Source organism: Pseudomonas sp. GXZC (genome assembly GCF_026967615.1).
Lineage (GTDB): Bacteria > Pseudomonadota > Gammaproteobacteria > Pseudomonadales > Pseudomonadaceae > Aquipseudomonas > Aquipseudomonas azotoformans_A.
In genome coordinates this window covers 3,400,855-3,426,367 of record NZ_CP114115.1, presented here as the reverse complement: position 1 = coordinate 3,426,367, position 25,513 = coordinate 3,400,855, and the positions used below count along the sequence as shown (strand labels likewise).

Annotated in this window: 22 protein-coding genes; 12 read left to right on the top strand and 10 right to left on the bottom strand. The window is 61.9% G+C overall.

Features of this window, described 5'->3' with window-relative positions; genetic code table 11:
- Positions 1 to 83 precede the first annotated feature (83 nt).
- From OZ428_RS15885 to OZ428_RS15860, 6 genes are all read left to right on the top strand, one after another.
- Positions 84 to 1,217 carry an FAD-dependent monooxygenase gene (locus OZ428_RS15885; protein ID WP_269134040.1) on the top strand — a complete coding sequence of 378 codons (1,134 nt, stop codon included), beginning with the start codon at positions 84 to 86 and terminating at the stop codon, positions 1,215 to 1,217.
- Entirely contained in the window at positions 1,214 to 2,011 is a 798-nt protein-coding gene (locus OZ428_RS15880) for an alpha/beta fold hydrolase (RefSeq protein ID WP_269134039.1), read from the top strand. Before OZ428_RS15885 ends, OZ428_RS15880 begins: the two co-directional genes overlap by 4 nt.
- Positions 2,012 to 2,025: 14 nt before the next feature.
- The gene (locus tag OZ428_RS15875; RefSeq protein ID WP_269134038.1) at positions 2,026 to 2,778 is read left to right on the top strand and encodes a maleate cis-trans isomerase family protein; all 753 of its coding nucleotides are present in this window, start codon (positions 2,026 to 2,028) and stop codon (positions 2,776 to 2,778) included.
- 181 nt (positions 2,779 to 2,959) lie between these two features.
- Positions 2,960 to 3,592: an N-carbamoylsarcosine amidohydrolase gene (locus OZ428_RS15870; protein WP_269134037.1), complete on the top strand. Its 633-nt coding sequence runs from the start codon at positions 2,960 to 2,962 to the stop codon at positions 3,590 to 3,592.
- 162 nt (positions 3,593 to 3,754) lie between these two features.
- Entirely contained in the window at positions 3,755 to 5,065 is a 1,311-nt protein-coding gene (locus OZ428_RS15865; protein ID WP_016977975.1) for an MFS transporter, read from the top strand.
- Between the two features lie 28 nt (positions 5,066 to 5,093).
- Complete coding sequence (locus tag OZ428_RS15860; protein ID WP_269134036.1) at positions 5,094 to 6,170, top strand: nucleoside hydrolase; 1,077 nt, start codon at positions 5,094 to 5,096, stop codon at positions 6,168 to 6,170.
- Positions 6,171 to 6,212: 42 nt separating this feature from the next.
- Here OZ428_RS15860 and metC read toward each other — a convergent pair whose 3' ends face one another.
- From metC to OZ428_RS15810, 10 genes are read right to left on the bottom strand one after another with little or no spacing between them, the layout of a single operon-like run.
- Positions 6,213 to 8,906 carry a cystathionine beta-lyase gene (metC, locus tag OZ428_RS15855; protein WP_269134035.1) on the bottom strand — a complete coding sequence of 898 codons (2,694 nt, stop codon included), beginning with the start codon at positions 8,904 to 8,906 and terminating at the stop codon, positions 6,213 to 6,215.
- A 27-nt stretch (positions 8,907 to 8,933) separates the two neighbouring features.
- On the bottom strand, positions 8,934 to 9,581 hold the full coding sequence (locus tag OZ428_RS15850; RefSeq protein ID WP_269134034.1) for a glutathione S-transferase family protein: 648 nt from the start codon (positions 9,579 to 9,581) through the stop codon (positions 8,934 to 8,936).
- On the bottom strand, positions 9,578 to 10,174 hold the full coding sequence (locus OZ428_RS15845; protein ID WP_269134033.1) for a cysteine dioxygenase: 597 nt from the start codon (positions 10,172 to 10,174) through the stop codon (positions 9,578 to 9,580). The genes OZ428_RS15850 and OZ428_RS15845 overlap by 4 nt, the downstream gene beginning before the upstream one ends.
- Before the next feature lie 16 nt (positions 10,175 to 10,190).
- Entirely contained in the window at positions 10,191 to 11,015 is an 825-nt protein-coding gene (locus OZ428_RS15840; protein ID WP_033901629.1) for an amino acid ABC transporter ATP-binding protein, read from the bottom strand.
- Positions 11,002 to 11,685, bottom strand: a complete 684-nt coding sequence (locus tag OZ428_RS15835) for an amino acid ABC transporter permease (RefSeq protein ID WP_269134031.1) — start codon at positions 11,683 to 11,685, stop codon at positions 11,002 to 11,004. Before OZ428_RS15835 ends, OZ428_RS15840 begins: the two co-directional genes overlap by 14 nt.
- Positions 11,675 to 12,400 (bottom strand): amino acid ABC transporter permease, encoded by a 726-nt coding sequence (locus OZ428_RS15830; protein WP_016977968.1) that lies wholly within the window; start codon positions 12,398 to 12,400, stop codon positions 11,675 to 11,677. Before OZ428_RS15830 ends, OZ428_RS15835 begins: the two co-directional genes overlap by 11 nt.
- Positions 12,397 to 13,599 (bottom strand): aminotransferase class I/II-fold pyridoxal phosphate-dependent enzyme, encoded by a 1,203-nt coding sequence (locus OZ428_RS15825; protein WP_269134030.1) that lies wholly within the window; start codon positions 13,597 to 13,599, stop codon positions 12,397 to 12,399. Before OZ428_RS15825 ends, OZ428_RS15830 begins: the two co-directional genes overlap by 4 nt.
- Positions 13,596 to 15,017, bottom strand: coding sequence for an FAD-binding oxidoreductase (locus OZ428_RS15820; protein ID WP_269134029.1), 1,422 nt, complete (start codon positions 15,015 to 15,017; stop codon positions 13,596 to 13,598). The genes OZ428_RS15825 and OZ428_RS15820 overlap by 4 nt, the downstream gene beginning before the upstream one ends.
- Positions 15,010 to 15,816, bottom strand: coding sequence for a transporter substrate-binding domain-containing protein (locus OZ428_RS15815; RefSeq protein ID WP_269134028.1), 807 nt, complete (start codon positions 15,814 to 15,816; stop codon positions 15,010 to 15,012). The genes OZ428_RS15820 and OZ428_RS15815 overlap by 8 nt, the downstream gene beginning before the upstream one ends.
- Before the next feature lies 1 nt (position 15,817).
- The gene (locus OZ428_RS15810) at positions 15,818 to 16,639 is read right to left on the bottom strand and encodes a transporter substrate-binding domain-containing protein (protein WP_269134026.1); all 822 of its coding nucleotides are present in this window, start codon (positions 16,637 to 16,639) and stop codon (positions 15,818 to 15,820) included.
- A 244-nt stretch (positions 16,640 to 16,883) separates the two neighbouring features.
- On the opposite strand from OZ428_RS15810, the gene OZ428_RS15805 reads away from it, so the two are divergent.
- The 6 genes from OZ428_RS15805 to OZ428_RS15780 all read left to right on the top strand — a co-directional run bounded on the left by OZ428_RS15805 (position 16,884) and on the right by OZ428_RS15780 (position 25,496).
- Entirely contained in the window at positions 16,884 to 17,735 is an 852-nt protein-coding gene (locus OZ428_RS15805) for a LysR substrate-binding domain-containing protein (protein WP_269134025.1), read from the top strand.
- Between the two features lie 590 nt (positions 17,736 to 18,325).
- The gene (locus OZ428_RS15800; protein ID WP_269131116.1) at positions 18,326 to 19,276 is read left to right on the top strand and encodes a transposase; all 951 of its coding nucleotides are present in this window, start codon (positions 18,326 to 18,328) and stop codon (positions 19,274 to 19,276) included.
- Positions 19,277 to 19,816: 540 nt separating this feature from the next.
- Entirely contained in the window at positions 19,817 to 20,257 is a 441-nt protein-coding gene (locus OZ428_RS15795; RefSeq protein WP_269134023.1) for a GNAT family N-acetyltransferase, read from the top strand.
- Positions 20,254 to 20,847, top strand: coding sequence for an FMN-dependent NADH-azoreductase (locus OZ428_RS15790; protein ID WP_269134022.1), 594 nt, complete (start codon positions 20,254 to 20,256; stop codon positions 20,845 to 20,847). Before OZ428_RS15795 ends, OZ428_RS15790 begins: the two co-directional genes overlap by 4 nt.
- A 59-nt stretch (positions 20,848 to 20,906) precedes the next feature.
- Positions 20,907 to 22,058: a MalY/PatB family protein gene (locus OZ428_RS15785; protein ID WP_269134021.1), complete on the top strand. Its 1,152-nt coding sequence runs from the start codon at positions 20,907 to 20,909 to the stop codon at positions 22,056 to 22,058.
- Between the two features lie 87 nt (positions 22,059 to 22,145).
- Complete coding sequence (locus tag OZ428_RS15780; RefSeq protein WP_269134020.1) at positions 22,146 to 25,496, top strand: hypothetical protein; 3,351 nt, start codon at positions 22,146 to 22,148, stop codon at positions 25,494 to 25,496.
- Positions 25,497 to 25,513 lie beyond the last annotated feature (17 nt).

Below are 25,513 nucleotides of genomic sequence, written 5' to 3'. Positions count from 1 at the left end.
CATTTCAAAAAATGAGCGTATACACTTTAAAAACCTTGCGGACAGACGCCGCCGAAAATCAAAAAGAGAGAGGAACACGCCCCATGGGAAGCACTCAGAAAATCGCCATCGTCGGCGCAGGCCTGGGCGGTGCCGCCGCGGCCACCCTGTTGCAGCAAGCCGGCTTCGACGTGGATATCTACGAGCAGGCGCCGGAGTTTTCCCGGTTGGGCGCGGGGATCCACATGGGCCCCAACATCATGAAAATCTTCCGCCGAATGGGCATCGAAAAGCAGCTGGACCTGATGGGCTCGCACCCCGAGCACTGGTTCAGTCGTTGCGGCGAGAGCGGCGACTACCTGTCGCGTATCCCGCTCACCGGCTACGGCGCGTCCTACATCACCGTGCACCGTGGCGACCTGCATGCGCTGCAGATGTCCACCCTCAAGCCCGGCACCCTGCACTTCAACAAGCGCCTGGAAACCCTTGAAGAAACCGACACCCAGGTACGCCTGACCTTCGCCGATGGCCAGGTGACCTACGCCGACATCGTGATCGGCGCCGACGGCATCAATTCCAAGATCCGCGAAGAACTGCTCGGCGTGGAAAAACCGCTGTACAGCGGCTGGGTCGCGCACCGTGCGCTGATCCGGGGCGACCAACTCGCCAAGTACGACCTGAAGTTCGAAGACTGCATCAAGTGGTGGACCGAAGACCGCCACATGATGGTCTACTACACCACCGGCAAGCGCGACGAGTACTACTACGTGACCGGCGTGCCCCATGCCGAATGGGACTTCCAGGGTGCGTTCGTCGACAGCAGCCGCGAAGAGATGTTCGACGCCTTCAAGGGCTACCACCCCACCGTGCAGGCCCTGATCGAATCCACCGAAAGCGTGACCAAATGGCCGCTGCGCAACCGCAACCCGTTGCCGCTGTGGAGCCGTGGGCGCCTGGTGTTGCTCGGCGATGCGTGCCACCCGATGAAACCGCACATGGCCCAGGGCGCTGGCATGGCCATCGAAGACGCGGCGATGCTCACCCGCTGCCTGCAGGAAACCGGCATCAGCGACTACCGCACCGCCTTTGAACTCTACGAAGCCAACCGCAAGGAACGCGCATCCCGCGTACAGGCCGTGTCCAACGCCAACACCTGGCTGCGCACGCAGGAAGATCCGGCCTGGGTTTATGGCTATGACCTGTACGCCCAGGAACTGAAATCGGGGGTGGCCGCGTGAGCACTTTTCTCTACGGCGGCAACGTGCAGGCCAACGGCATTCGCCAACACTACCTGCGTTACGGCGGCAAGGGCCCGGTGCTGATCCTGATCCCCGGCATCACCAGCCCGGCCATCACCTGGGGCTTTGTTGCCGAGCGCCTCGGCGCGCAGTTCGACACCTATGTGCTGGATGTGCGCGGTCGCGGCCTGTCTTCGACCGGTCCCGAGCTGGATTACAGCGCGGACACCTGCGCCGAGGACATCGGTGCTTTTGCCGACGCATTGAACCTGGACAGCTACCACCTGATGGGCCATTCCATGGGGGCCCGCTTTGCCGTGCGCAGTGCCGTCAAACACCCTCAAGGCGTGAAGCGCGTGGTGTTGATCGACCCACCGGTCTCAGGCCCGGGCCGACGCGAATACCCGAGCAAGTTGCCGTGGTACGTCGACTCCATCCGCCAATCCCTGGTCGGCATGGACGCGCAGGCGATGCGCGCCTTCTGCGCCACTTGGACCCAGGAACAACTGCAACTGCGCGCCGAATGGCTGCACACCTGCTACGAGCCCGCCATCGTGCGTGCCTTCAATGACTTCCACGAAGTGGATTTCCACCAGGACCTGCCCCACCTCAAGGCACCTGCCCTGTTGATGGTGGCCGGACGTGGCGGCGTGATCCTTGATGAGGACATTGCCGAAATCCAGGACCTGCAACCGAGTATCCAAGTCGCCCGCGTGCCAGACGCCGGCCACATGATTCCGTGGGACGATCTCGACGGTTTCTTCGTCGCCCTCGGCGACTTCCTCACACAATAAGAATGGAGACCCCCATGCAGAAGCCTTACCGCATCGGCCAAATCGTGCCGAGCTCCAACACCACCATGGAAACCGAGATTCCGGCGATGCTCACCGCGCGCCAGGCGATCCGTCCCGAGCGCTTCACCTTTCACTCCAGCCGCATGCGCATGAAGCAAGTGCGCAAGGAAGAACTGGCAGCCATGGACGGCGAGTCCGACCGCTGCGCCATTGAGCTGTCGGACGCCAAGGTCGATGTGCTGGGCTATGCATGCCTGGTGGCGATCATGGCGATGGGCCTGGGTTACCACCGCAACTCCGAACAGCGCCTGCGCAAGGCCACTGCCGACAACGACGCCAACGCGCCCGTGATCACCAGCGCCGGCGCGTTGATCGAAGGCCTGAAAGTGATGGGTGCCAAGCGCATCGCCATCGTCGCGCCGTACATGAAACCGCTGACTGAACTGGTGGTGAACTACATCCGTGAAGAAGGCTTTGAAGTGGTGGATTGGCGCGCCCTGGAAATCCCCGACAACCTCGAAGTGGCCCGCCACGACCCGGCCAACCTGCCGGCCATCGTCGCCGGGATGAACCTGGAAGGCGTCGATGTGATCGTGCTGTCTGCCTGCGTGCAGATGCAATCGCTGCCGGTGGTGGCCAAGGTCGAGGCACAAACCGGCAAACCGGTACTCACCGCCGCCATTGCCACCACCTACGCGATGCTCAAGGCGTTGGACCTGGAGCCCATCGTGCCGGGTGCCGGTGCCCTGCTTTCTGGTGCTTACTGATTTTTGCGAGCAATGTGCAGCTTATGTGGTGAGCACGTTTTTTTGTGGTGAGCGGGCTTGCCCCGCGCCGGGCTGCGAAGCGGCCCCAAAAAAAGCGGGAGCGCTACGCACTCCAGCGCGGGGCAAGCCCGCTCACCACAGCAAGCCCGCTCACTACAGACATGAATGAGGGGATTAAACGATGAGTGAACAATCCGCCGACGCCAACTACCAGGGCGTATGGGGCAACCGCATCGGCTTTGGCAAAAAAGCCGCACTGCTGATGATCGACTTCATGCAGGGCTACACCACCGAGGGCGCGCCGCTGTTTGCGCCTGGCGTGGTCACGGCCGTGGCGGAAAGCGTCGAGCTGCTGGCCACCGCACGCCAACACGGGATTGCGGTGGTGCACACCAATATCCGCTACCATCCCGGCCATTTCGTCGATGGTGGGATCTGGGTGAAAAAAGCCCCGGTGATGAAAGACATGGTCGAAGGCAACCCACTCGCGGCGTTCTGCGCCGAGGTGTTGCCACTGGCCGAGGAAGTCGTCATTACCAAACAGTACGCCAGCGCGTTTTTCGGCAGCAGCCTGGCGCCAATGCTGCATGCCCAGGGCATCGACACCGTCGTGCTGGCCGGCTGTTCCACCAGCGGCTGCATCCGCGCCACGGCGGTGGATGCGGTGCAACACGGGTTTCGCACCATCGTCGTGCGCGAATGCGTCGGCGATCGGCACCCGGTGCCCCATGAGGCCAACCTGTTCGATATCGACAGCAAGTATGGCGACGTGGTGAGCAAGCAGGAGGCAATGCGCAAGTTCAGGGAGCAATAAGACGTTATCAAGAACTGCGCCATAGAGCGCGGTCTTGCATCAAACTGGGGCCCGCGCCCCAGTCTTCTGACACTGCCTTTGGAAGTCGCTTCTACAGCACTCCGAAGTGCTGGAACAAAAGCGGCTGTATAAAAACCATAAGTCACCGCCAGGAGACACCCAATGCCCATTGCGAATGCAGCGCCCGCGACCTCGGTCGCAGACCCCGTCAACACGCTCTACCACAAGATCACCTGGAAGCTGATCCCCTTCCTGTGCTTCTGCTACCTCGCCGCCTACCTGGACCGCATCAACATCGGCTTCGCCAAGTTGCAGATGCTCGACCAGTTGCAGTTCAGCGAAACCGCGTTCGGCCTCGGCGCCGGGCTGTTCTTTGTCGGCTATATCCTCTTTGAGGTCCCCAGCAACCTGGTGCTGGAGCGGGTCGGCGCGAAGATCTGGATCGCGCGCATCATGATCACCTGGGGCCTGCTCTCGGCCTGCACCATGCTGGTCACCTCCACCACCCAGTTCTATATCCTGCGTTTTCTGCTCGGCGCAGCCGAAGCGGGCTTTCTGCCGGGCGTGCTGTACTACCTGACCACCTGGTTCCCCACCCATCGGCGCGGGCGCATCATCGCGTTGTTCATGATCGGCCTGCCGCTCTCCAGCGTGATCGGCGGCCCGCTGTCCGGCTGGATCATGGGCCACTTCGACCACATGGGCGGCCTGCGCGGCTGGCAGTGGCTGTTCCTGATCGAAGCGGTGCCCAGCGTGTTGCTGGGCGTGCTGACGTTCTGGGCCCTGCCCAACACCTACCAGCAAGCCAAATGGCTGTCGGACGAGGAAAAAGCGCTGTTGGAAACCGAGCTGCGCAAAGACGACGCCGATGGTGCCGCCAGCAAGCACAGCTTCCGCGACGGTTTCTTCAACCTCAAGGTGTGGATGCTCGGTGGTATCGACTTCTCGATCCTGCTCAGCGCCTACGCCATGGGCTTCTGGATGCCGACGTTCATCCGCAACGCCGGGGTCACCGACACCTTCCATATAGGCGTGCTCACTGCACTGCCGAGCGTGGCCGCCCTGCTCGGCATGCTGCTGATCGGCGCCAGCTCCGACAAACACCGCGAACGCCGCTGGCACATCATCGTGCCGTTTTTCATCGGCGCGGCGGCCATGGCCACCAGCACCTTCTTTACCCATAACGTGGCGGCCACGGTAGCGCTGTTTGCGATTGCCTCGGCGGCGATCATCGGCGCGGTACCGGTGTTCTTCAGCCTGCCGGCGACCTTTCTCAAAGGCACTGCGGCGGCCACCGGTTTTGCCCTGGCCTGTTCGGTGGCGAATATCGCAGGTTTGGTGAGCAACTCGTTGATGGGCGTTGCGATCGACGTCACAGGCAGCAGTGCGGGTGCCTTGTGGTTTTTCGCCGGCTGCCTGATCCTCAGCAGCTTCCTGGTCATCGCCTTGCCGGCGAAACTGGTGAACCGTTGATAACAACAATTTTTTCGGATGAATCACCATGCAAGGTTTCCTGAAAAGCTGCGCGCTGCTGGTTGCCGTCGGCCTGTGTACCGGCACCGCCCAGGCTGCGGAGAAAGTCATTTTCGACACCGACTTCAACGTGCTCAACGATGACGGCCAGGCTTTCATCATGCTCGCCCAGCTCCATGCGCAAAAACGTATCGAGTTGCTCGGCATGACCCTGGTCAGCGGCAACGCCTGGGTCGACCAGGAGCAGGTCGATGCGCTCAAGGCCGTGGAGCGCATGGGCGTGGAGAAAGAGGTTGGCGTCTACTCCGGCGCTGCCTACCCGTTGCTGCATGACTACGCCACCTACGAGGCGGAAAAGGCGCTGTTCGGCTCCGGCTGGCCGGGGGCATTCAAGAACCCTCGCCCGACTTCGCCCACGCAGTTGATCGCACCGCCGGATGGCCTGGCGACGCACACCCAGTTGCGCAAGGAAACCGCCGCACAATTCATCGTCGACAGCGTGCGCGCCAACCCGCATCAGGTAACGATTCTGGCGGTCGGGCCGCTGACCAACGTCGCCCTGGCGATTCGTTCGGCACCGGATATCGTGCCGCTGATCAAGCGTATCGTGTACATGGGCGGCGCCCTGGAGATTCCGGGCAACACCACGCCGGCGGCGGAATTCAACTGGTGGTTCGACCCGGAGGCCGCGAAGATCGTGCTGCGCTCGCCGATCGAACACGTGATTTTCCCGAACGACGTGTGCGAGAAAGTCACCTTCGACAAAACGGTGTACCAGCGTGTGATTGCCCAGAAAGGCGCGATTGCCGACCTGTACAAGCACGAGTTCGGCCCCTTGTTCGACAAGGACCCGAGCTACCACAGCTTTACCTGGGACAGCTTGCCGGCGCTGTACCTGGTCAACCCGGACATCGTCACCGAGTCCCGGGAACTGTGGGTCGATGTGGACGCCACCTTCGGCGCCGACTACGGCCGTGCACTCGGCTACCAGAAAGGCGCACCCGTGGGCACGCAGAAAGCCAAGGTGGTGTTCGGCGTGGACCAGAAGAAATTCTGGGATGGCTACGTCAACTTGGTGACCCTGCCAACGCCGGTCAAGCACTGACCGGGCGAACGCTCCCACCCACGGTGGGAGCGCTTTTCTGCCTCAACCTGCCAACGCAAACCCGCGCTGCAGGTCCTCGATCAGCGCCGCCATATCTTCCAGTCCGATATGCAGGCGTACCACCGGGTTCAGCCCTCGGTCCGCCGCGCTGTCGCGGTCCTGGGTATCGGCCACGGTGACCAGGCTTTCATAGCCGCCCCACGAAGCGCCCAATCCGAACAGTTGCAGACCGTCGATGAAGCGCTCGAGATAGGCCGGATCAGCGCTGTTCAACTCAAATGAGAGCAAGCCATTACTGCCGGTGAAATCCCGCCGCCACAGCGCATGCCCCGGATGTTCGGGCAACGCCGGATGGAACACGCGCTTGACCTGCGGCTGCGCCTGCAACCACAGGGCGATGTCCAATGCCTGTCGCTCATGCACATCCAGGCGCGAGGCCAGGGTGCGTGCACCGCGCAGGATCAGGTAGGCATCGTCCGCGCTGACAGCATTGCCGAAGGTATCGCTCATCCGGCCCAACGCCGGCCACGCGGCCTGGGTGGTGGACACGCTGCCCATCATCACGTCGCTATGGCCGCCGAGGTATTTGGTGAGGGCCATGATGGAGATGTCTGCGCCCAACGCCAGCGGGCGATACAGGTAGCCCGAGCCCCAGGTGTTGTCCACGGCCAGCAGGACATTGCGCGGTTTGCACAACGCGGCAATGGCGGGCAGGTCGCACAGTTCGTAGAGCAACGAACCCGGGACTTCGGCGTAGACCAGTTTGGTATTGGCTTGCAGCTGGGCTTCCAGGCCTTTGCCGTCCGGCGAAAAATAGCTGACTTCAATGCCGAACGGCTGCAGGAACTCGCGAGCCAATTTGCGCACCGGCGAATACACCGCATCGGTGATCAGCACATGATCGCCGGGGCGCAGATACGCCAGGAACACCTGGGCCGCTGCGGCCAGGCCGGTGCCGTAGAGACGGGTGCGATAGCCACCCTCCAGTTCGGTGACCAGGTCTTCCAGGGCGTGGGAAGTCGGGTTGCCGCGTGCGCCGTAGGTCAACACCCGCTCGCTATCGCGGCGGGCACGAGCGTCACGCATCTGCGCCAGGTTGTCGAACAGCACGGTGCTGATGCGTGTAATCGGTACGTTGACCGCGCGGCCGCCATGGCCTTTTTCGGTACGGGCCGCATGTATCAGCCGAGTGCGCACCCGCGACGGTGCCGGCAGCGGTTTAAGGCTGGCGATCTCTGCCGTGCTCATCTGCGCCAGCAGGCCGATTTCCCAGGCCAGGTACTGGCGCGCGGCGTCCTTGTTGCCGCTGTGGCGGTCGTGGGTGAAGAACAGAAAGTCGATACACTGCGCGTCGGGCGGGTTTTGCGGGTCCTCACTCACCGGCAGGCCGGCCGCGGCCCAGGCGCCGAAACCGCCGTCGAGCAGCTGCGCCTGTAACCCTTGGGCGGCGAAGGCGGCCAACGCAGGATCATCCGCCACCAGTACCAGCGGACGCTGATCGGTTTCCAGCAACGAACGGATCGACCACCGGGAACCGGGAATATGCCCCTTGCGATAGACCATGCTTGGGCGCAGGTCGATCAGGTTGACGTCCCCCAACTCAAAGGCGCGAGGGCTGATCAACGGCAGCGGCTCATACGCCACCGGCTGCAACACCGGCAAGGCCAGCCCGCTGTCGATGCCACCGTTCAATACATACGCCTCATGCCCCAACTGGCGCAGCCAACTGGCAACAATCGGTGCGCGCACACCATCACTGTCCACCAGCACAATGCGCGCCTGACGCACACCGATGTACAGGTCGGTGGACTGGATCAACTGCCCGCCCGGCGTATGCTGCGCACCCGGCAATGTGCCGAGGGCGAACTCTTCAGCCGTGCGCACGTCGCACAGGAACAGGCTGCGCTGAGCGTCATCGGCCCACTGACGCACCTGATCCGCCGACACGCTCGCCACCCCTGCCCGCTCGGCCAATCGCTGTGCAGCCCGACGCTGTTGAGTTAGGTCGCTGCTGACCTCATCCGCATAACGGCGGGTGCTACCGTGTTCCAGTTGGAAATCTTCCAGGTACCAGCCCTGGGTGCCGTTTTCCAAGGCAAAGATCGGATTCTTCAGGCCCAGGTTGATCAGGGTCTGCGCGCCGATGATGCTGCGGGTGCGCCCCGCGCAGTTGACCACGATGGGCGTGCTGTCATCCGGCACCAGGTCATGCACGCGGTATCCCAGTTCACCATTGGGGCAGCAGATGGAGCCGGGAATGGTCATCTTGCGGTATTCATCGAACGGCCGGCCGTCCAGCACCACCAACGGCTCGCCGCGCGCTTGCCACTGCGCCAGTTGCCCAGCAGTCACATGCGGCGTGTGGCTGGCCTCTTCGACCAACTCGCCAAACGCCTTGGATGGCACGTGCACCCCGGCAAACAGCTGCAAGCCGACGGCCTGCCAACCTTCGGCGCCCCCCTCCAACACATGCACGCGGCTATAACCCAGCCCCCGTAAACGTTGCGACGTGCGCGCCGCCACATCACCGCCATCCTGGTCGTAAATCACCAGGCGCACCTGAGGGTTAGGCGCCAGTCGGCGTACCTCCAGTTCCAGACGGCTATAGGGCAAGTTCACCCCGTGGAACAGGTGGGCTTCACCGTATTGGCCGTGTTCGCGCACGTCGAACAGGGCGATTTCCTGCCCGTCGAACAGCCATTGCTGCAGTTGACTGGGGGTGATGGTCTGGCTCATGGAAGTCCCAACAATTGAAGAAAAGAGTTACTGCAACGCCAACGAACGTTCGCCCGCGGCCACTTCGCGACCCTTGGCATAGGCACGCTGCACCGCCGGCCGCGCCTTGATGCGCTCACGCCAGGCCTGGATACGGGGGTAATCGGCCAAGGCCTGGCCCTGCCGCTGCGGTTGAATCCACGGGAAGATCGCCATGTCCGCCACCGAGTATTCGCCCGCCACATAGGGCACCTCGGCCAGGCGTTGTTCCAGCACCCGATACAAGCGCGTGGCTTCGGCGTTGAGCAGGTCGAGGGCAAACGCAATCGGCTCCGGCGCCTTCTCCTTGAACAGCTGCAACTGGCTCAGATACGGGGTGATATGCCCCACCTGCCAGAACAACCATTCCTGGACCTTTTGCCGCTCGGCAGTACCCGCTGGTGGCAAGAACTGACCGGCGCTGTCGGCCAGGTAATTGAGAATCGCGCCGGATTCGAACAGGCTCAGCGGCACCTCCGGGCGATAGTCGACAATCGCCGGGATGCGCCCGCTGGCACTGATGCGCTGGAAGTCCGCCTGTTTTTGCTGGCCTTCGCGGATGTTCACCGGCACCAGGCGGTATTCCACCCCCAGCTCTTCGAGCAGGATGCCGACCTTCAAGCCATTGCCCGTGGGCCAGTAATAAAGGTCGATCATGCATAGGCCTTGATCGACGGCGCCATCTGCGAGGCGTTGTAGTTGAGGATGCGACCGTCCGCTTCCACGCCATATCGGCCGTTCAGCGATTCCAGCGGCAAGCCATACAGGTGGAAATGCAACGTCGCCTGCTCGCCCTCGACCTTGATGCCATGCAGGTCTTCACCGAGGAACGAGATCGACGTGCCCGGCTGCACGATCACTTCTTTCTCCAGCGTCAGGGTGGTGAACCCCGGCTCGCGACCTTCATCGCTGCGCGCGTAGACGTAGTTGATCTCCTGGCCTTCGATGGCACTGATGATCGCCCAGGTCTCGTGGTTATGCGGGATCGTGCTTTTGCCCGGCAACAGCGAATTCAGGTAGAGCGTCGGCGTATCACCGTCGTCATTCAGGCGATAGCGGAACGCCGTGCTGCCCTGCCCCGGCACGGGCGCGGGGAATTCATCAAAGTTGAACAGATCGCGGCGCTGGGCGAGGTTTTCCAGCAGCCCAACGATTGCATCCAAGGCCGCGCGGTCTACGCCACGCTGGTTGATGACGCGGATCTGCTGCAAAAACGCTTCGATCACGTCGGCACGGTTTTCGATACTCATCACGAATTTCCTCTTATCAGACAGACAGGCTGTAACGGCTCAAATTGGTCAACAGGTACGGGTCGTGGGCGATGGGGCCACGGCGCCCCGTGTCGCCCAAGGCATGGCGCAGGAACGTCTGGGTGCGTTCGCTGGCCGGGTTCTGGAAGATCTGCTGCGCGCTGCCATGCTCGACAATCACGCCGTTTTCGGTGAAATACACCACGTCGCTGATCTCTTCGGCGAAGCGCATTTCGTGGGTGACCAACACGCAGGTCATGCCCTCTTCGGTAAGTTCGCGGATCACCGTCAGCACTTCGCCGACGGTCTCCGGGTCTAGTGCCGAGGTCACCTCGTCAAACAGGATCAGCTCCGGACGCATCGCCAACGCTCGGGCAATCGCCACGCGCTGTTGCTGGCCGCCGGACAGTTGGCCGGGATAGGCATCGGCCTTGTGCTCCATGCGCACCTTGGCCAGCAAGGCGCGGGCGTCTTTCTCGGCGTCGGCACGGTTGCGGCCGAGCACCTTGCGCGGGGCGATCACCAGGTTTTCCAGCACCGACAAGTGCGGGAACAGGTTGTACTGCTGGAACACAAACCCAACGCGCTTACGCAACTCGATGCGCTGGGCTTCCTGGGCCAAGGTATCGACCTGGGTCTGGCCCACGCGGATGCTGCCGCGCTGGGGCTGCAACAAACCGGTGATGCAGCGCAGGATCGTCGACTTGCCCGACCCCGACGGGCCGATGATCGATACCGCCTGGCCGCGCAGCACGTCGAGGTCGATGCCCTTGAGCACCGGGTTGGCGCCGAACGACAGGTGCACATCCCGCAGGCTCACCAAGGGTTCAGTAGAAGGCATAACGGCGCTCCAGGTGTTGGGTGAGACGGGAAATCGGGTAGCAATAGGCAAAGAACAGCACCAGCAGGCTCAAGTAGATCAGCACGGTAAAGCCAGTCATGTTCACGGTGTTGCTGGCGATCTGCGCGGTGTCGATTACGTCGTGCACGCCCACCAGCGAGGCCAGCGCGGTGCCCATGGTGACCACCGCGTACAGGTTCATCCACGGCGGCAACATGCGCTTGAAGCACTGCGGCAGGATGATCGAACGGAACAACTGGCCACGGGTGAACGCCAGGGAACGCGCGGCTTCCCACTGGGTGCTGGGGATCGAACCGATGGCGCCCCGGAAGATCTCCGCCACGTTGGCGCTGGCCGGCAACGCCAGGCCGATGGTGACCTTGACCCAATCGGGGAACGACACGTAGCTGCTGCCGATGTGGATCTCGAACGGGAACACGTAGGTAGTGAAATAGATCAACACCAGCCACGGCGCATTGCGAAACACTTGCACCCACAGCCGCGCGACAAAGCCCAACGGCGAAAAGGCCAACGCACCGATCAACAAGCCCAGCACCGAGCCCAAGGCAATCGCCACCACGCTGATCAGGATGTTCTGGCCGAAACCGGCCACCAGTGCCGGCGACCATTGCAGCAACGCCGACAACACCGGGAATGAATCAATGGCCATAGCCGGGCATCCTCAGGCGCGCTTCCAGCCAGCGCCCCACACAATTGACGATAAAACTCAGCAGGCCGAAAAAGCTCAGGATCAGGATCATCAGTTCCAGCACGTTATCGCTCTGGGTCCAGATCATGATGGCCGCGTAGGTGATATCGCCCACGGCAATGGCGGAGGCCACGGCGGTCATCTTCACCAGGTCGATCAGGTTGTTGATCAGCGACGGCAAGGCAAAACGCAGCGCCAGGGGCAACTGCACATTCCACAACAATTGGCGGCTGCTGAAAGCCAGGGAACTGGCGGCTTCCAGGGTCACCGCCGGCACCGCCTCGATGCCGGCGCGCAAGGCCTCGGCATGGAACGCGCCTTTGTGCAGGGAAATCACAATGACCACCCAGGCAAACGGCGTCAGCGGGTTCGCCGCACCGACTGCCTGGGTCAGCAGCATGTTCAGCACCAGGAACGCGCAGTACAGCTGCACCAGGGTCGGCGTGTTGCGCGTGACTTCGACGAACACCCGCGCCGGTTTGGCCAGCCACGGGTTACCCGAGGTGAGCATCGCCGCGAGCGTGATGCCCGCCAACAGGCTGCCAATAATGGTGAACAGGCACAGCAGGCCGGTGGTCAGCGCGCCCTGGACCAGCGTGCCACGCTGGTAGGCATCCAACAGAAAGTTGTAGTTCAGGCCGATACCCGCAGCCCAGTGGACGAAAACCTCCATCATTGCAACTTTCCGCAGGCGCTTGCGATACGCCGTCCGGCTTCTGCAACGCTGTCAGTCGCCGTGGCGATGGACAGGCGGAACCACGGCGACAGGCCATAGGCACTGCCCGCCACTCCGGCGACGCCCTCCTCCAACAGCCAGGCCACCAGGTCATCGTCATTGTTGATGCGCTGGCCGTCCGGGCGAACGCGTCCCAGCAGCGCGGCGCAACGCACGAAGACGAAGAAACCGCCCTGAGGCTCCAGGACTTCAAGGCCGTCAACGGCTGCAAGCGTTTCCACCAGAATATCCCGGCGTAGTTGATAAGCCGCGACGTGCTCCGCAAGAAAATCCAGCCCACCGTTGTAAGCCGCCATTGCAGCCGCCTGGCCCACCGAGGACGCACCAGAAGTGGATTGGGATTGCACCACTGCGATGGCATCGGTCAAGGTTTTCGGCCCCGCCCCAAAGCCGATGCGCCAGCCCGTCATGGCGTAGGTCTTGGACACGCCGCCCACCAACAGGCAGCGGTCGAGCAAATCCGGAGCAACGTTCAGCAGACTCTGCGCCGGGCGGCCGTCGAAACGGATGTGTTCGTAGAGTTCATCCAGCAGGACCAGCACCTGGGGATGACGACGCAGCACTTCGGCCAACTCGCGCAGCTCGGTTTCGCTGTACACCGCGCCGCTCGGGTTGCCAGGGCCATTGAGGATCAGCCAGCGCGTACGCGCAGTGATGTGCTGCTCCAGCTGGGCTGGCAGCAGTTTGCAGCCCTGCTCCAGCCCACACTCGATGAACACCGGCTCGCCGCCATTGAAGCGCACGCTGTCGGGGAACGATGGCCAGTAGGGTGTCGGCACCAGCACTTCATCACCGTCATCCAGGGTCGCGGCAAACGCGTTGAAGATGATCTGCTTGGCGCCGTTGGCGATCACAATGGACGACAGTGGATAGTCCAGGCGGTTTTCATCCGCGAGCTTGCGTTGCACGGCCAAGCGCAAGGCTTTTACACCGGGCGTCGGCGTGTATTTGGTGGCACCGCCCGCGATCGCGGCATAGGCCGCCTGCTTGATGTGTTCGGGGGTATCGAAATCCGGCTCGCCGGTGGTGAGATCGAGGATATCGCGCCCCGCCTCGCGCAACTCAGTGGCGCGGGATTTGGCGGCGGCGTTGGCGGACAGCGACACCCGCTGCACGCGTTGGGACAGGCGTAGGGTCATGGCTGTACCTCAAGGACTTTGCCGGGGTTGAGCAGGTTGTGCGGGTCCAGCGCCTGCTTGATGCGGCGCATCAGGTCCAGCTCCACCGGGCTTTTATAGCGGCTGAGCAGGCCGACCTTGCGCTGGCCGATGCCGTGCTCGGCACTGATCGAACCACCGTGGGCATGGGCACTGTCGTGCACCAGGGCGCTGAGTTCGGCGTAGTGCGCCATGTGCGCGTCCACTGTCGAATCCAGTGGATGGGCCACGTTGTAATGCAGGTTGCCGTCGCCCAAGTGGCCGAAGGTGAAGTGACGCACCCCGGGAAAATGCTGCTGCAACAACGCGTCGGTGTGCGCCACAAAGGCGACCACTTGCGAGATCGGCACCGAGATATCGTGCTTCATATTGCGCCCGGCACGCTTTTGCGCCTCGCTCATGTTTTCGCGCAGCAACCACAGGGCTTCGCTTTGCGCCAGGCTTTCAGCGATCAGGGCGTCGCTGATCAACTGCTTTTCGAAGGCCTCGCCAAGCACGGCCTCGAAGGCTTCGCGAGCATGGCTTTCGCTGTGGTTGTCAGAGAGCTCAATCAGGGCGAACCAGGGCTGATTGGCCGTCTTGAACGGCTGCGGGCCCTCCGGAAACTGATCGCGCAACAGCGCCAGGCAATCAGCAGTGAGTAATTCAAACGCCGTCAGGCTCGCACCAAAACCGGCACGGGCATGGGACAGAAAAGCGACGGCGTGCGCCAGCTCATCAAACGCCAGCAATGCGGTCGCCTGGGCCTTGGGCAGCGGAAACAGCTTCAAGGTGGCGGCCGTGATAATGCCCAGGGTGCCTTCGCTGCCGATATACAGGTCGCGCAGGTCGTAGCCGGTGTTGTCCTTGCGCAACCCGCGCAGGCCATGCCAGATCTCGCCTTCGGCGGTCACTACTTCCAGGCCCAGGGTCAGATCACGGGTATTGCCATAACGCAGCACGCCGGTGCCGCCGGCATTGGTGCCGAGGTTGCCGCCAAGGGTGCAACTGCCCTCGGCGCCGAGGCTCAGGGGAAACAGGCGATCAGCTGCGCGGGCCGCGTCCTGGACATGTTGCAGGATGCACCCGGCTTCCACGGTCAGGGTGTCGTTGTCGGTGTCGACCGAACGCACACGGTTCATGCGGTCCAGCAACAGCAACACCGAACGTCCGCTGGCATCCGGCGTAGCACCGGCCATCAACCCCGTATTGCCACCCTGCACCACGATGGGCGCCTTCAGCGCCACGCAGGCACGCACCACCGCCGCCACTTCCTCGGTGTTGGCCGGATGCACCGCCGCGATCACGTGGCCGGTGTAGCGGCCCTGTTTGTCAGTGAGGTAGTGCGCCGCTTGCTCGCTGGTTTGCACATGGGCCGCGCCGAGCAACTGTTGCAAGGTGGCGAACAACGCATCACTCATGGCTGTATTGCTCATGTAAATCGCGCAGGGCCTGGGACGGCGCCATGCCGGTACGCTCGCCGAGGGCGATCAGGAAACCGCTTTTATGCCAACCCTTCACGATGGCATCGAGCTTGGCCTGGGTGTCGTGTTCGCCCTTGCGGATCCAGATCACCGAGTTGGACGGAATCAGGTCGCCCGGCAACGGAATTTCATAGCCCTCCCATTCGGCATCACTGAGCAAAGCGTGCATGGTCGGGCTGACGTGCACCGCCGCCACACACCCATTGCCACGCAGCGACAACAGCGACTCGGACTGGCTGCGGAACGCCTTGATCTGCGCGCCGTAGGTCTCTTGCAGCGGTTTGATGAAGTTGCTGCCCTGGGACACGCACACCGGCTTGTCCTTGAGGTCGGCCCACTGCTGGATGCCAGCGCCTTTGCGGATCAACGCCGCGCCGCCGACTTCTTCGTAGGGCGTAGGCACGTAATCGAGGATCTCGGCGCGCTCTTCGGTGAACTGCATATTGGCGATCAGGATGTCGACCTTGCCCTGCTGCAGGAACTGCACGCGGTTGGGCGCCAGTACCGACACGGTCTTGGTCTCGACGCCCAGCGCCTCGCCGATGCCCTTGGCCAGTTCGACGTTGTAGCCCAGGTGCTCACCGGTCTTGGGGTCCAGGGTGCCGAACGGCGGCCCGCTGAGAATCACCCCGACGCTGATGGCGTGGCGTTGCTGGATCTTGTCGAGGGTGGCATCGGCCTGGGCGAAGCCGGCGCACAGCGCCAGGCCGAGTACGGTGAAGGTCTTGAAATGCATATCAGGCGCCCTTGAACTGTTGCTGCAATTCCACCAACGCAGGCGAAGCCGGGCTGATGCGGTTGCGGGTCTGGGCGTCGATCAGCCAGCCGCTGCGGTGCAGCTCCTTGACGATCGGATCGAGCTTGGCCTGGGTATCGCTTTCGCCGCGACGGGTCCAGATCACCGAAGGCGCCGGGTTGAGTTCCGGGGTAATGACGCGGTAGTCCTTCCACTCGGGGCTGTCATTGATCAACGGGTTGATCAGCGTCGAGTCATGCACCGCCGCCACGCAGTTGTTGCCGCGCAGGGCCAGCAGGGATTCGGAAGAGCTCTTGAATGCCTTGAGCTGAGCGCCGAACTCAGTCAGTGGCTTCACGTAGCTGCTGCCCTGCGAAGTGCATACGGGCTGATCCTTGAGGTCTTCCCAGCGGGCGATCTTGCTGTCCTTGAGCACCGCCGCTGCGCCGCCAATACGGTAGAACGGGGTCGGCACAAAACCGAGGATCTCACCGCGCTCGGCTGTCCATTCCATATTGGCGATCAGCAAGTCGACCTTGCCCTGTTGCAGGAACTGCACACGGTTGGCCGGCAACACCGGCACCAATTGCACCTCTGCCTTGAGTTGACGCCCCAGTTCGTTGGCCAGATCGACGTTCAAGCCCTTGGGCTTTTGCGTGGTCGGGTCAATGCTGCCGAATGGCCCGCCAGACAACAGCACGCCGACCACCAGCACATGACGCTGCTCGATCTTGTCCAGGGTCGCATCGGCCTGCGCCGCCACACTGCTGCCCAACGCGATGATCGACCCGAGGGCCACCGGCAACCATTTTTTCAACTTCATTGGACTTCCCCCTGGCAAATGATCGGCGTACCCCGACCTGATAGAGGGGCATGCTAGGGAGAGTGTGGGGGCAACGGAAATGCAAATATCTCATATCGTTATAACTTGCCGTGTCTGCACGAGCTACGATTACGACATATGCCATTATTTACGGGGCGCGCTAAAAATACGCTTCACCCATACATAAATATCTGTAATGTTTAACTTCACACGCTTGATATAAAAACCGCCTCTGGAACCGGCCATGTCGACCCTTGACCTTGAACTGCTGCGCACCTTTATTGCCGTGGTCGACCACCACAGCTTCGCCGGCGCCGGCATGCACCTGTCGCGCACCCAATCGTCCGTGACCCAGCACATGCAACGCCTGGAGCAGCAAGTGGGGGTCAGTCTGTTCGAGAAGCGTGGCCGGCAAAAGCAACTGACCGAGCCGGGCTTGCAGTTGCTGCGCCATGCACGGCAGATGCTGTCGTTGAATGACGATGCGTTGAATTCGCTGCGTGAGAGCAGCCTGAGTGGTGTGCTGCGTATTGGCTCGCCCCACGATATTGCTGACACGATACTGCCGCCGATCCTCAGTCACATCGCCCGCTCGGCGCCGCGTTTGCGGTTGGAGATCGATGTGGGGCGCAGTCCGTTTTTGATGGATGACTTGCATCGGGGCAAGGTGGACATGGTGATTTCCACGCGGTCCGATCCGAACCTGGAGGGGTTTGCGTTGCGCACGTCGCCGGTGTGGTGGATTTGTTCGGCCCAGTATATTCACCAGGCGAGTGAGCCGCTGCCGTTGATTCTGGTGGATGAGCCGAGCATTTATCGGCGTTATGCGCTGGAGGCGTTGGAGCGGGCGAATATTCCTTGGCGCCAGGCGTACCTGGCTTCGAATTTGATCGGGATCAAGGCGGCGACTCGGGCGGGGTTGGGGGTGACGCCGCGGAGTATGGAGATGTTGGGGCCGGATATGCGGGTGTTGGGGGAGACGGATGGGTTGCCGCGCTTGCCGGAGGTGACGTATTACCTTTGGATTCGGCCGAATACGGCGAATCCGATTGCCAGGAAGGCTTATGATTTGATTCGGGGGAGTCAGGGGTTGTGATTGGGGGCATATCCGTTATTTGGGTGATGGCGGGTATTGGTTCCGCCCTTACGGCGGGTCACTTTGGAAAAGCCGGAATGCCGGCCCAGCCCAAAGTAACCAAAGGGCTCTTGCCCCAACACTCGGCACCTCGCTCACGCTCGGTGTGCCCGTAATCCGACAGTGATTTGGGGGGCCGCCGCCCCCCAAATCACTGCCGAATTCCGGCCAGCGTGTTTAACGGGGCGCCTAAGATCAAAAGCAAAAGCGCGGCGGCCTTAGAGCCGACCGGTATTGTTTGGTCTAACTCGGTCAAATGTGGGAGCTGGCTTGCCTGCGATGGCATCACCTGGGTGTACCTGATGTACCGAGGTGCCTGCATCGCAGGCAAGCCAGCTTGTGTCTTCAAGATCTCTTAAACTCAGAAGGGTGAGAGCAGTGGATGGCAGACTGAAAGCCAGCGGTGCTTAAAGCACGAGTGGGAGCCAAGTCGCCATCCACCTCTCACTCTGACCAGAAGCCCGAACAGTTGGATGAGCGGCAAAACTCGAAATCACAAGCTAGGGATAGGTCAGAGTGCTCTCACTTCTTGAGTGTAAGAGGGTTTGGCGATGATTTCCTACTATGTTGGTCTCGATGTTTCGAAAGCGACTGTGGATGTGGGGTTTCTTCCTGCGAATTACACGCAGTTTCAGGTCAGTAATGACCTTGAGGGCTTCACTCGGCTGATCACATGCCTGAACGAGCTTGAGGTGGGAAGGGTCTTGCTTGAAGCCACCGGCGGCTATGAAAGGGCATTGCTCAGAGCCTTGCGGTTGGAGGGTTTGAATGTCTTTCGCGTCAATCCAAAACGCGCTCGCGACTATGCGAGAGCAATGGGCAAGATAGCTAAAACCGATAAGATCGATGCTCAGATGCTGGCGAAATTTGCGAGAGATTTCGAGGACTTGCCGCATGTTGAACCGAATAAGGATCGGGATGAGCTGGGCGAATTGCTCAAGCTGCGAGGCAGCTTGGTCAAGAGCCGGGACAGCGACAAGCGCCGGATGAAGCAAACCACATGCGCTAAAGCCATATCCACTTACACCGATCACATCGCTTACCTGGAGGGCCAGATCAAGTCATTGGGTAAGGAGATTGAGGATGCCTCGACCGTGCTGGATCAGGAGAAAGCCAGACGACTGAGGTCGGTGAAAGGGATCGGAGCCATCACCTGCGGAACGCTCTTGGCATTTCTTCCTGAGCTTGGAACCGTGTCGGGACGCAAGATTGCGGCTTTGGCAGGGTTAGCGCCCTACAACAACGATAGCGGCAAGAAGAGCGGCCCTAGATCAATCGAGGGCGGGCGCTATACGGTGCGTGGCGCAACCTATATGTCGACCTGGTCAATGGTTCAGCACGATCCGCAAGTCAAAGCCGAATATGAGGCTCTGCGAGCGCGAGGCAAGCTTGCGAAGGTCGCTGTTGTGGCATGCATGCGAAAGCTCTTGATTCGTCTAAACGCAATGCTGCGAGATGGCACGGGTTGGAGAGAGCAGAAATCTCAGGTCCCCGCAGCCTGATAACAAATGAGGGGCACTTTACTGAAGCGCGGGCTTCGCCAGTAATACCGCTACGCGGTATTACTGGCGAAGCCATGTCCGAAAGGATTATTTTTAAAATAAATCCTCAAAGACAGTTGCTCCCACAGAAAAGCAGATCTAACTCAGCTCTGGCTCTGGCTTTGTTTTTGATTTTGATCTTGGGCGCCCCGTCAAACACGCTGGCCGAACGCAGGCTTGAATCCGTGGGTAACCCGGCAGGACGCCGGGTTAGCCGCGCTGGGCCAAGGATGGCCCATCGCGGCGGCCCACGGATTCAAGCCGGAGTGAGGGCACACCGAGCCTAAGCGAGGTGCCGAGTGTTGGGGCAAGAGCCCTTTGCTTACTTTGGGCTGGGCCGGCATTCCGGCTTTTCCAAAGTGAGCCGCCGTAAGGGCGGAACCCTAAGCAGCCGTTACCTAAATAACGGATATGCCCCAACCCACATGTCCAATCATGCCCCTGTCCGCCTCTCGCCACACCCTCAACAATGGCACATCCTAAAAAACACAAAGGCTCACCATGAATGACCACATCGAATTCACCCACCTGGAATCCAAGGCCGACCTCATCGCCAGCTTCCCAGTCATGCACCAACTGCGCCCCCACCTCACCGACGCCCCAGCATTCGCCGAACAAATCCAGCGCCAACGTCAAAACGGCTACCACCTGCTGGCAGCAAAAGAACACGGCAACGTAATCGGCCTCGCCGGCTATCGGCTGACCGAAAACACCCTGTATGGCCGCTTCATCTACGTAGATGACCTGGTCGTAGACGCCACGCAACAAAGGCGCCGCCTGGGCGAACACCTGCTGGACCGCGTACGCGAAGCAACCCGCGCCCGTGGCTACCGCTGGCTGGTACTGGACACCGGCATGCACATGGCCCTGGCCCAGCGCTTCTATTTCCGCCAGGGCCTGTTGCCCCTGGGCATGCACTTTTCCCAGGACCTGAGCCAATGACCCGCGCCCTGCTCCTCAGTTTCAGTCCCCACGGCAAAGCCGCGCAAACCTTCAAACTCGCCCGCGCCTTGTTGCGCGACCTGGTCCCCGACGCCGCGGTGACCGAGCGTGACTACGGCGGCCAGGCACTGCCGCCCCTGACCCGTGAATATGCCAACGCGCTGACCACCCCCGGCGGACTCAGCGGCAGTGCCACGGCACTCTCGGAACAATTGATTGTGGAATTGGAAGCCTGCGACCTGCTGATCCTGTGCACCCCCGTGCATAATTTCACCGTGCCGGCGGCGCTCAAGGCCTGGATCGACCATGTGGTGCGCATCCAGCGCAGTTTTACGGTGAATGAACAGTTCGCCAAAGTCGGCTTGCTACAGGACCGGCGCACCTTTGTGCTGGTCAGTTCAGGTAACGCCCGCAAGGGCCATGAGCCGGACTTCCTGACCCCGTACATGAGCACCATCCTGTCGACGGTGGGCATTCACTCGGTGGATTTCGTCTACCTGCCGGCCATGGTGCGCGGTGAAGAAGCGGTCAACCGCGCCCTGGAACAGGCGCACCGGCAACTCGCGGCGGCAATCAGCTCTGGCCTATAAAAATAATGGCGCTAGAATCAGCGCCATTCTTGCGCCTGACTTCCTGATACGAGCCCCCCATGAGCTTTGATTTCGACACGATCCACCCCCGCCTCGGCACCGGCAGCACCAAGTGGAACCGTTACCCGCAAGACGTGTTGCCGATGTGGATCGCCGACATGGACATCGCCGCCCCGCCCGCCGTCCTGCAAGCCCTGCACGCGCGCCTCGACCAACAGGTGCTGGGCTACAGCGTCGCCGGGGCGGATGTGCGCGAGGCAATCATCGCCGACCTGTGGGCCAAGTACGCTTGGCGCGTACAGCCGGATGAACTGCTGTTCCTGCCCGGCGTCGAGCCCGGCTTCAATATGGCGCTGCACGCGTTTGTAAAGCCAGGACAGCCGGTGGTGCTGCAAACCCCTAACTACCGGCCGATTCGCCTGGCACCGGGCCACTGGAACCTGCCGCGCATCGAAGTGCCCTTCGAGTTGGTGAACGGCGAATACCTCACGCCAATGCCTGCGATGCGCCAGGCGCTGACCGGCGCGGGTGCGCTGTTGCTGAGCAACCCGCACAACCCCATGGGCAAAGTCTTCCCGCGCGAAGAACTGCTGGCCGTGGCCAACGCCTGCCTGGAACAGGGCGCGCTGATCATCTCCGACGAAATCCATGCCGAACTGTGCTTCGACGGCCGTCGCCACATTCCCACCGCCAGCCTCAGCCCCGAGATTGCCCAGCGCACCATTACCCTGATGTCGGCGAGCAAGGCCTACAACGTCGCCGGCCTGAAGACCTGCTTTGCGGTGATCCAGAACGCCGAGATCCGCGAGCGCTTCAACCATGCCCGTTGCGGCATGGTCGACAGCGTCAGCCCCTTGGGCCTGGAAGCCACCCGCGCGGCCTACAGCCAGTGCAGTGATTGGCTCGACGCGCTGGTGCAGTACCTGCAAAGCAACCGCGACTACCTGCTCGACGCCGTGCAAACCCGCCTGCCTGGCGTGGTCATGCATGCGCCACAAGGCACCTACCTGGCTTGGCTGGATTGCAGCGCCCTGGGCCTGGATGACCCGCAGCAGTTTTTCCTGGAGCAGGCCAAGGTCGGCTTGAGCGCCGGGATCGAGTTTGGTGACGACAGCCAGCAATTCGTGCGCCTGAACTTCGGCTGCCCACGGGCCATGCTGGAAGAAGGCCTGCACCGCATGGAGCGCGCGCTGCGCAACCGTCAGGCCTAATTCACAACTTTTCGCAACGAGTGCCGAACCCCTGCTGTTACTGTTTTTGCCGACCGCCACAACCGGCTACAGCAGGAGTTCCATGGCATGACGACCCAGCCCCTCGATCGCTCGTCCGACCCCAAAGCCCTTCCCCGCACGCCGCCCAAGTCCGGCGCGCCGTTCCATGTGCTGCTCAAGAACAGCGCCAATAACAAGAAGGTCGAGGCCCACGACAAGACGCCGTCCGGGTTGGATGCCAGTAAGAAGGACGGCTACGAACTGGCCGCCAAGGATGCAACGCCACCGCCGGCACTGGCCGACTACAAGGCCATCGGCCCGCCCGATGAAGTCGGCCCGGGGCTGATTCGTTATGAGACCCAGGACGGCAAGAAAGTCATCGTCAGCGAACAGGACAGCCCCGAGCTGTTCAAGCAGGTCAGTACCGACTTCAAATCCCTCTCCGGCGTGGTCGCCAGCCAGAATGCCGGCTACCAGAGCCTCGGCGCCGATGGCAGCGCCCCGGCAAAACTCGCCGACTACAAATCCCTCGGCCCACCGGATGAAACCGGGCCAGGCGTGATCCGCTACGAGACTCAGGACGGCACCAAGGTTGTCATCAGCCAGCGCGATAACCCCGAGGCTTTCCAGAAAGCCAAGGACGCTTATGCCAGCTTCACCGGCCTGTCCAGCAGCGAAGACGCCGGCTACAAGCGCGCCAGCGACAATGAAGTGTGGCCACCCTACGGCGGCACGGCGGTTGGCCCGGTCGATGAAGTCGGCCCAGGCCTGATCCGCTTCGAAAGCAACGGCCAGAAGATGGTGGTGGCCCGCGACGACAACCCCAAGCTGTTCGATTACCTGGCCGGCCTGCATGAGGTCTACACCGATCCCGGCAAGAAAGCCGTGGTCGAAGGCGAGCTGAACAACGGCGCGGTGCTGGCCGACGCCAATACGCCAGTGCCGGGCCTCAACGATTACAAGAATTTCAACTGGAACAACGACCAGAAAGACAACATCCTCACCTATGAACTGCATGACGGCACCAAGGTCGTGGTGTCGGCCGACGTCAGCCCCGAGCTGTTCAAGAGCGTCGCCACCGCCAATGACACCTGGGCCAAGATCCACACCAGCGAAGGCGAAGGCTACAAGCTGGCCGGGCCGAATGACTTCCTGAAGAACACCGACATCACCTTCGGCTCCCCGGACGAACTGGGCGACGGCCTGATCCGCTATGAAACCAGCGAAGGCAAGGTCATCGTCTCCAAGGAACTCAGCCCGCAGCTCTACGACGATGTCGCGGCCAAGTGGGAAGCCTGGAGCGCCAGCTCGGTGGACGACACCCGCGCCAAGCACAACCTGCCCAAGGCCGACGAGCTGGACGTACTCAACCTGGACACCGGCGTACATGCCGATGAAAAGGACGATAAGTCGCCCACCCTCAGCGTCAGCGAGTTGGCCACCACCCAACTGATCGACACCTACCGCGAAGGCGTGAAGAACGGCTCGATCCCCAAGGACGACCCGCGCGCCAAGCTGGTTCGCGCCCTCGAAGCCCAGGCGGCCTACCAGAACGGCCACGGCATCACCGGCTACGAAGAGGCCAAGCGCCCGTTCAACACCACCTGGCGCGAGTTCGATGACAAGCAGACCGAGCTGACCTCGGCCGACATGCACGACATTATCGACGGCAAGGCCGTGCAAAAGCAGATCGGCGAGCTGTTCAACGACCCGACCGTGCAGGCTGACTACAAGTCGAAGATGGACGAGGCGATCAACAAACTGCCCAACAAGGACGAGATCAAGCAGAAGCTGCTGGACCTCACCTCCAACCCGGATTACGTGCTGTACCTCAAGGACCTGCAAAGCCAGGGCAAGACCTTTGAAGCACAGAAAGACCTCAGCGACACCCTGACGTCGTTGTCGCTGTTCGACCCGGAAGCCGCGAGCAAGGCCGCGCAGAATATCCAGGCCGACGGTTTGACCACCGACCTCAATGCGATCCTGTCGGACCCCAGCAAGATCTCCGACGAGAACAAGGAACTGGCGACCAAGGACCTGTTCGGCCTGCTCAAAGGCGTGCTCAAGGGCAACGTGCTGGACTTGCCGCGCCGTACCCAGGAAACCCTGGAAAAATTCCTCAACGAGGGCCTGCAAGGCAAGGAAAAATCCGCCGCTGTCACCAAGGCCCTGGAAGAGCTGGGCGCCGTCTACCAAAAAAATGGTGCGATCAGCGAAGCCGACCTGAAAACCGCCTTGAGCAAACCCTACATTCCGGTGGCCGATCGCGGCATGCTCGGCGAGGTGTTCAACACCCTCAACAGCAAGGGCATCCTTGGCTCCCTGGGCGCTGGCGTGAGCCTGTTCTCCGGGATTTACCAACTGGTGGGCAAAGGCGGCAAGCTGGGTGAAACCCCGGCGCAGCGCATGACCATCGCCAAGGACTTCCTGAGCTTTGCCGGCGGCTCCAGCCACTTCGTGCGCCTGGGCGACAAGATCGGGGAAACCCTGGGCAAAGGCGGCCTGGTGGACTTCCTGGGGTTGGACAAGACCTTACCGGAGATCTGGGGCAAGACCGGCATGCAGGAGCCGAACTTCGAGTTCCGCGTCAGCGAATTGCCCTCCGAGGTCAAATCCAAGATCGCCACCGCCCTCGATGCCGTGCCGGACAGCCAGTACGACGGCATCGCCAAGATGTTCGGCGACGGCGACAAGGCCGTCACCGAGGCCACCGAAGGCCTGGCCACGCACCTGGATGACGGCCTGGCGGCTGCGGGTGCGGCCAAGCTGGGAGCGTCTAAATCGGCGAAGATCGCCGGTTCCGTGATCAAGGTGCTCGGCCCGGCCACGGACATTGCCGGCGGTTTTGCCGACATCGTGTTGGGTGCGCTGGCGATCAAGAGCGGCGTGAAAGACAAAGATCCCCTGGCCCAGGCGGCCGGCGGCCTGCAAGTGGCGGGCGGTGCGTTCGGTGCCTCGGCGGGCGTACTGGGGGCTGCGGCGCTGTTTGGCGCGGGCACGGCGGCGGCGTTGACCGGGCCGTTGTTCCTGGTGGGCGTGGTGTTGGCGGTGGTCGGCGGGATCATCGGCTACTTCGTCGACCACAACAAAAAGCAGAAGGCGACCGAGAAGGAAAACGACTGGTACCGCGACCTGGCCGGCGACGGTCTATTGCAGGATAACTGGGCTGACAAAGTCGAATACGCCCACTACGAAATCCACCATTACGGTGGTCGCGACGCGCCAACCGACGACAGCATCTTCCGCTTCCAGCAGTCGGAATGGGAACACTTCGACGAGACCCCGCAAAAAGGCGGTTCGTCGAGCAACCGGCTGGATGGGGGCTTGCACAAGGACTACGAAGACCCGAACAAGGCGCCGAAGAACTTGCCGACGGACGCACCGCCAGAGAAACCGGAGCCACATCCACCGGGGGGTAGTGGACCGAAAATCGCTTGAGTCATGAATGCCCCCGC

Bases quoted from the DNA above. Each gene is read 5' to 3' on its own strand.
- OZ428_RS15795 (WP_269134023.1), top strand. From the start codon at position 19,817: ATGAATGACCACATCGAATTCACCCACCTGGAATCCAAGGCCGACCTC.
- OZ428_RS15790 (WP_269134022.1), top strand. From the start codon at position 20,254: ATGACCCGCGCCCTGCTCCTCAGTTTCAGTCCCCACGGCAAAGCCGCG.
- OZ428_RS15850 (WP_269134034.1), bottom strand. From the start codon at position 9,581: ATGATCGACCTTTATTACTGGCCCACGGGCAATGGCTTGAAGGTCGGC.
- OZ428_RS15780 (WP_269134020.1), top strand. From the start codon at position 22,146: ATGACGACCCAGCCCCTCGATCGCTCGTCCGACCCCAAAGCCCTTCCC.
- metC (WP_269134035.1), bottom strand. From the start codon at position 8,906: ATGAGCCAGACCATCACCCCCAGTCAACTGCAGCAATGGCTGTTCGAC.
- OZ428_RS15810 (WP_269134026.1), bottom strand. From the start codon at position 16,639: ATGAAGTTGAAAAAATGGTTGCCGGTGGCCCTCGGGTCGATCATCGCG.
- OZ428_RS15860 (WP_269134036.1), top strand. From the start codon at position 5,094: ATGCAAGGTTTCCTGAAAAGCTGCGCGCTGCTGGTTGCCGTCGGCCTG.
- OZ428_RS15815 (WP_269134028.1), bottom strand. From the start codon at position 15,816: ATGCATTTCAAGACCTTCACCGTACTCGGCCTGGCGCTGTGCGCCGGC.
- OZ428_RS15885 (WP_269134040.1), top strand. From the start codon at position 84: ATGGGAAGCACTCAGAAAATCGCCATCGTCGGCGCAGGCCTGGGCGGT.
- OZ428_RS15830 (WP_016977968.1), bottom strand. From the start codon at position 12,400: ATGATGGAGGTTTTCGTCCACTGGGCTGCGGGTATCGGCCTGAACTAC.
- OZ428_RS15800 (WP_269131116.1), top strand. From the start codon at position 18,326: ATGATTTCCTACTATGTTGGTCTCGATGTTTCGAAAGCGACTGTGGAT.
- OZ428_RS15785 (WP_269134021.1), top strand. From the start codon at position 20,907: ATGAGCTTTGATTTCGACACGATCCACCCCCGCCTCGGCACCGGCAGC.
- OZ428_RS15865 (WP_016977975.1), top strand. From the start codon at position 3,755: ATGCCCATTGCGAATGCAGCGCCCGCGACCTCGGTCGCAGACCCCGTC.
- OZ428_RS15840 (WP_033901629.1), bottom strand. From the start codon at position 11,015: ATGCCTTCTACTGAACCCTTGGTGAGCCTGCGGGATGTGCACCTGTCG.
- OZ428_RS15875 (WP_269134038.1), top strand. From the start codon at position 2,026: ATGCAGAAGCCTTACCGCATCGGCCAAATCGTGCCGAGCTCCAACACC.
- OZ428_RS15845 (WP_269134033.1), bottom strand. From the start codon at position 10,174: ATGAGTATCGAAAACCGTGCCGACGTGATCGAAGCGTTTTTGCAGCAG.
- OZ428_RS15820 (WP_269134029.1), bottom strand. From the start codon at position 15,017: ATGAGTGATGCGTTGTTCGCCACCTTGCAACAGTTGCTCGGCGCGGCC.
- OZ428_RS15825 (WP_269134030.1), bottom strand. From the start codon at position 13,599: ATGACCCTACGCCTGTCCCAACGCGTGCAGCGGGTGTCGCTGTCCGCC.
- OZ428_RS15870 (WP_269134037.1), top strand. From the start codon at position 2,960: ATGAGTGAACAATCCGCCGACGCCAACTACCAGGGCGTATGGGGCAAC.
- OZ428_RS15805 (WP_269134025.1), top strand. From the start codon at position 16,884: ATGTCGACCCTTGACCTTGAACTGCTGCGCACCTTTATTGCCGTGGTC.
- OZ428_RS15835 (WP_269134031.1), bottom strand. From the start codon at position 11,685: ATGGCCATTGATTCATTCCCGGTGTTGTCGGCGTTGCTGCAATGGTCG.